At 74.0% G+C, this 4,213-nt stretch carries 3 protein-coding genes and 1 pseudogene; 2 read left to right on the top strand and 2 right to left on the bottom strand.

Going from position 1 to position 4,213, the window contains the following annotated elements; genetic code table 11:
- Positions 1-202: 202 nt before the first annotated feature.
- Positions 203-1,354, bottom strand: coding sequence for an NADH-quinone oxidoreductase subunit D (locus G3I53_RS11830; RefSeq protein WP_164337904.1), 1,152 nt, complete (start codon positions 1,352-1,354; stop codon positions 203-205).
- Between the two features lie 349 nt (positions 1,355-1,703).
- Between G3I53_RS11830 and G3I53_RS11825 the strand changes: the two genes are divergently transcribed.
- Positions 1,704-2,159: a PH domain-containing protein gene (locus tag G3I53_RS11825; RefSeq protein ID WP_164337727.1), complete on the top strand. Its 456-nt coding sequence runs from the start codon at positions 1,704-1,706 to the stop codon at positions 2,157-2,159.
- Complete coding sequence (locus G3I53_RS11820; protein WP_164337726.1) at positions 2,156-3,490, top strand: PH domain-containing protein; 1,335 nt, start codon at positions 2,156-2,158, stop codon at positions 3,488-3,490. The genes G3I53_RS11825 and G3I53_RS11820 overlap by 4 nt, the downstream gene beginning before the upstream one ends.
- A gap of 109 nt (positions 3,491-3,599) precedes the next feature.
- Here G3I53_RS11820 and G3I53_RS11815 read toward each other — a convergent pair.
- Positions 3,600-4,213 (bottom strand): annotated as a pseudogene (locus G3I53_RS11815) (hypothetical protein); the annotation flags it as partial.

The raw sequence follows: 4,213 nt of genomic DNA, 5'->3' as shown, positions 1-4,213 counted from the left end.
CCGCCGCTCGCCCTGGCGTCCACCGACCCGGCGGGCTACGTGCGCGCCCTCGCGGCCGCCGGGGAGGCCGCGGAACTCCTGGCGCCGGACGGGCTCGGCGCCTTCGGGTGGCTGCTGCGGCCGGCCGGCGTCCCGGACGTCCTCACGCCGTGAGACACCGGGCGCCCCGCCCGTCCCAGGCCCGGGCGGGCGACGGGACCGGCTACTTGTCGATGTCCCCCACCACGAAGAACATCGACCCCAGGATCGCCACCATGTCCGACACGAGGGTGCCCGGCAGCAGCTCGGTGAGCGCCTGGATGTTGTTGTACGACGCCGAGCGCAGCTTCAGCCGGTACGGCGTCTTCTCGCCCTTGCTGACCAGGTAGTAGCCGTTGATGCCGAGCGGGTTCTCGGTCCAGGCGTAGGTGTGTCCCTCGGGCGCCTTGAGGACCTTGGGGAGCCGCTGGTTGACCGGTCCGGGCGGAAGCTCGGCCAGCCGGTCCAGGCAGGCGTCGGCGAGGTCCAGGGCGTTGTACGTCTGCTCCAGGAGGCACTCGAAGCGGGCCAGGCAGTCGCCCTCCTCGCGCGTGACCACCTTCAGGACGTCCCCCAGCTCCCCGTAGGCGAGGTAGGGCTCGTCGCGGCGCAGGTCGAAGTCGACGCCGGAGGCGCGGGCGATCGGCCCGCTGACCCCGTAGGCGTGCACGGCCTCGGGGGAGAGCACGCCCACGTCGCGGGTGCGGCCCCGGAAGATCTCGTTGCCGAGCACCAGGTCGTCGAAGCGCCCCATGCGCGAGCGGACGTCGGCGACGGCGGCACGCGCGCGCGTGGTCCAGCCGGCCGGGAGGTCCTCCTTGAGGCCGCCCACCCGGTTGAACATGTAGTGCATCCGCCCGCCGGAGACCTCCTCCATGACGTGCTGGAGTTCCTCCCGCTCCCGGAACGCGTAGAAGATCGGGGTGATGCCGCCGAGCTCCAGCGGATAGGAGCCGAGGAACATCAGGTGGTTGAGCACCCGGTTCAGTTCGGCGAGCAGCGTGCGCAGCCACACGGCGCGCTCGGGGACCTCCATGCCGAGCATGCGCTCCACGGCGAGGACCACACCCAGCTCGTTGGAGAACGCCGACAGCCAGTCGTGCCGGTTGGCGAGCACGATGATCTGGCGGTAGTCCCGCGCCTCGAAAAGCTTCTCCGCGCCCCGGTGCATGTAGCCGATCACCGGCTCCGCGCGGGAGATGAGTTCGCCGTCCAACACCAGCTTCAGGCGCAGCACGCCGTGCGTCGACGGATGCTGCGGGCCGATGTTCAGCACCATGTCGGTGCTCTCCGCTGCGCCGCCGATACCGACCATGGTCTCCGTGGTGGGCGTCATGGGCTCAGTCTCCCCTACGTACGCTGGCCCCATGGAGACGGGGAGCCCTCACGAGCGGCGAACTACAGGCACGTCGGCCGACACGCACACGGACACGCACGCCGACACGGACACGCACACGGACACGGACACGGATACGGCCGTGCACGCGGACCCGCACGCGGACACCGCGGCCCGAGCGGCACACGACCCGGCCGCCGACGCGGCGGCCGGTGCGGCGGCCGGTGCGACGGCCGGTGCGGTCGCCGAGACGACGACCGTCACGGCAGGCACAACCGCCACGGCCGACCCGGCCGGCACTGCGGCCCGCGGAGACGAGCCCGCGACCGGCGTCGCCGAGGCCGAGCCGGTGTGGACCGGCCTGCCACCCGGGCTGTTGCGGGTGCGGCGGCTGTTGCTGGTGGTGTGGCTGGGGCTGCTGACCCTGGCCACCGGACTCGTGCCGGGCATCCTGGCCGGGCCCGGCTGGGCCGCCTTCGCGGTGCTGCCGCTGGCCCTGATGATCTGGGGCTGGGTGATGCTGGAACGCAACTGGCGCTCCTGGCGGTACGCCGAGCGCTCCGACGACCTGCTGATCAGCCGGGGCGTGCTGTGGCGGCAGGAGACGGTGGTGCCCTACGGCCGGATGCAGCTGGTCGAGGTCACCTCCGGTCCCCTGGAACGGCACTTCGGCCTCGCCAGCGTCCAGCTCCACACCGCCGCCGCGGCGACCGACGCGACCATCCCCGGCCTCGACCCCGCCGAGGCGGAACGGCTGCGCGACCGGCTCACCGAGCTGGGCGAGGCACGATCGGCGGGGCTGTGACCGCCCCCGGCGTCCAGCAGGACGTGACCGCACGGCCCCCGGTGATCGAGCGGCGGCTGCACCCCGTCACACCGCTCCGGCGTGCCTGGGCACCCGTGGCGGTGCTCATCGGATGGGCCCTGCACGACCCCGACCAGGCACAGCGCCAGCTGGCCCGGCTGACCACCACCACCCTGGTGCTCGGTCTCGCCGTGCTGCTGCCGGCCGCCGCCCTGTACGGCTTCCTGACCTGGTGGTTCACCCACTTCGCGGTGACCGACACCGAGTTGCGCATCCGGACCGGGCTGCTGTTCCGGCGGACCGCCCACATCCGCCTGGAGCGGGTCCAGGCCATCGACGTCACCCAGCCGCTGCTCGCGCGCATCGTGGGCGTGGCCAAACTGAAGCTGGACGTCATCGGCACCGACAAGAAGGACGAACTCGCCTTCCTGGGCGCCGAGGAGGCGCGTGCGCTGCGGGCGGAGCTGCTCGCGCGTGCGGCCGGTTTCGCCCCGGAGACCGCGCACGAGGTCGGTGAGGCACCGTCCCGGGAGCTGCTGCGCGTGCCGCCGGGCGTGCTCGCCGTCTCCCTGGTGCTGACCGGCGCGACCTGGGGCTGGCTGGTCGCCGGCGTGGTCGTGGTGCCGCTGCTGTGGATGGCCACTCACAGCCTGTGGACGGTGCTGGCCGCCGCCCTGCCGCTGTTCGGCGCGGCGGGCGCGGGCAGCGTCGGCCGGTTCGTCACCGAGTACGACTGGACCGTGGGCGAGTCGCCGGACGGGCTGCGCATCGACCACGGCCTGCTGGACCGGGCGCACGAGACGGTGCCGCCGGGGCGGGTGCAGACCGTGCGGATCATCGAGCCGCTGCTGTGGCGGCGGCGCGGATGGGTGCGGGTGGAACTGGACGTCGCCGGGTCCGACAACTCGATGCTGCTGCCGGTCGCGCCGCGCGAGATCGCCGAGGCGGTGATAGCCCGCGTGCTGCCCGGTGTGACCGTGCCGCCGCACGAGGCCCTGTCCCGGCCGCCGCGCCGCGCCCGGTGGTGCGTGCCCCTGTGGTGGCGCGGCTACGGACTCGCCGTCACCGACACGGTGTTCGTGGCGCGGCACGGTCTGCTGGGCCGCCGCGTGGCGCTGGTGCCGCACGCGAAGGTGCAGAGCGTACGGCTGGTGCAGGGGCCGTGGCAGCGGGCCCGGGGCGTCGCCGACGTCCATGTGGACAACGGGGCCAACAAGTCGGCGGCCGCCCGCCTGCGGGACGCCGACGAGGCGGCCCTGCTGCTGCAGGCCCAGGCGGAACGCTCCCGCACGGGCCGCCGCGACGCCCGCCCGGACCGCTGGATGGCCTAGAGCCTTTCAGCGGCCGGAGGAGACCTCCCGCCACAACAGGAACAAGGAACAACAGGAACAACAGCAAGGGGCCCCGCACGCCGTGCGGGGCCCCTGGTGCGTTCGCCGGTCAGGAGACCGCGCTGCGCAGTCCCTCGACGTCGATGTGCTCCGTCTCGTCGTGCTCGGTCAGGTCGATGACCTGCCCGACGGCGCGGGTGCCGGCACCGGACGCTTTGAAGCCGGCCTCGGCCTCCGCCTTGTGCAGCGCCAGCGCCTCCTGCCCGACGACGTCGGCGAGGTCCTCGTTCTGCACGTCCTCCAGGGCGGAGTCCTCCGATCCCCGCTTGGTGCCGAAGAAGTCGAACCCGCCCCCGGACGCGGGGCGCCGGACGGGCACCGTCGGGGGGACCACCGCGACCGCCGTGGGCACCGTGAAGTGTCCCGAGGGCTGCCGCACGGAGGGGGCGGCCGGGGCCGCGGGGTCGACGGGTCCGGCCGGGTCTGCGGGGGCGGCGGTCGCGCGGTCGTGCTCGGCGACCGCCACGGGCTTCCCCTCCGCGTCGTCCTCCCCCGGATCCTCGGGCCTGCGCCGACCGGTGGGTTCCGGGCCGTCGTCCTGGGGGGCGCCGCCCCGCCTGCGGAAACCGTTCCCCTTGAGACCCTTGCGGGAGAGGCCGCCGTGGGCGGGGGCCGGGCCGCCAAAGGCCCCGGCGTCCGCCCGGCCCGCTCCGTCGGCGGGCG

It is taken from the genome of Streptomyces sp. SID14436, from assembly GCF_010548465.1.
Classification (GTDB): Bacteria; Actinomycetota; Actinomycetes; order Streptomycetales; family Streptomycetaceae; genus Streptomyces.
The sequence above is the reverse complement of the archived record's forward strand: the minus strand, read 5'-3'. Positions and strand labels throughout refer to the sequence as shown.

What these genes read in the sequence shown, in the direction of transcription:
- G3I53_RS11830 (WP_164337904.1), bottom strand. Translation starts at nt 1,354, where the DNA reads ATGACGCCCACCACGGAGACCATGGTCGGTATCGGCGGCGCAGCGGAG.